1 protein-coding gene is annotated in these 1,404 nt (G+C 39.3%); it reads left to right on the forward strand.

Annotation, left to right across the window (positions count from 1 at the left end):
- Nucleotides 1-1,404, forward strand: a 1,404-nt coding sequence (locus ACYPZI_RS15945; protein ID WP_459603358.1) for a DEAD/DEAH box helicase family protein, incomplete at both ends; no start/stop codon positions are given.

Genomic DNA, 1,404 nt, shown 5'->3' on the forward strand with positions numbered 1-1,404 from the left:
GTAAGCTTTAAAGGCACACTTCGGGAAGGGCAACAATCAGCTACAGATACTTTATTGCAATATGAGAATGGTATATTATCTGTTCCGACTGCTTTTGGAAAAACAGTTATCGGAGCTTCGCTTATTGCAAATAGAAAATGCAGTACACTAATTTTAGTTCATCTACAAACTTTATGCGATCAATGGAAGAAATCATTGGAACAATTCCTTGAAATAAACGAATCTTTGCCTGAGCCAGAGAAGAAGCGGGGACGAAAAAAGGTTCGTTCTATTATTGGTCAAATAGGCTCCGGGAAAAACACATCTTTAGGAATTATAGATATTGCACTTGTACAAAGTTTAGTCCATGAAAATGAAGTGGATGATATCGTAAAGAATTATGGTATGGTCATCGTGGATGAATGTCATCATGCCTCTTCGCTTAATTATGAAAAGGTATTGAGTGACACAAATGCCCTATATGTTTATGGATTGACCGCAACGCCTAAACGACAAGATGGGCAACATCCGGTTACTCTTATGCAATGCGGTCCGATACGGTATAGCGTTAGCGCAAAAGAACAAGCCGTTAAACGAAACTTTGAGCATTATGTCATGCCATGTTTCACCGGATTTAGAAAACCTTTGACAGTAAATGAATCCGACTGGCACATTACAAAAATATATACGGCTCTTGCAGAGGATGAACTCCGCAATCAGCAGATAGCAACTGATGTATGTGAAGTTGTAACAAATGGCAGAACGCCTATCATACTTACTCAACGAAAAGAGCATGTTATGCAGCTGGCAGCTATTCTTAAGAACCAAACCAATGCGCATATTATAACTCTTGTCGGAGCCGATTCTGCAAAAGTGAAAAACAAGATGATGGAATCATTAGCTGGCATTCCACAAGAAGACAGACTCATCATAATTGCCACGGGAAAATATATTGGAGAAGGATTCGATTATCCGCGCCTGGATACGTTATTCCTTGCCTCTCCGATAGCATGGAAGGGAACATTGGCTCAATATGCCGGACGACTGCACCGTGAATACCCCGGCAAGCAGGATGTAATTGTTTATGATTATGTAGACATTCATATCCCGGTTTTGGAACGAATGTATCACAAACGGTTAACAGGTTATGCACAAATCGGATATAAAGCTTTATCCTCAAAGAATGAACCGGATAAAATCAGCATGATTTACGACAGCGATACTTTTGCATCAGCTATTAAAAATGATTTAGCAGAAGCAAAGAAGGAAATCAGAATTGCAAGCCCTTATATTCGAAAGGCCCAAATCAAGAAAGTACTTGAATGGTTGAAAGTTCCTCTGGAAGCAGAAGTTTCGATTACCGTCATTACCCGTCCAATAGAATCATACAAGAAACAAGAACAGATAAGAAAATGTATTGAAACT

It is taken from the genome of Dysgonomonas reticulitermitis (genome assembly GCF_054601275.1).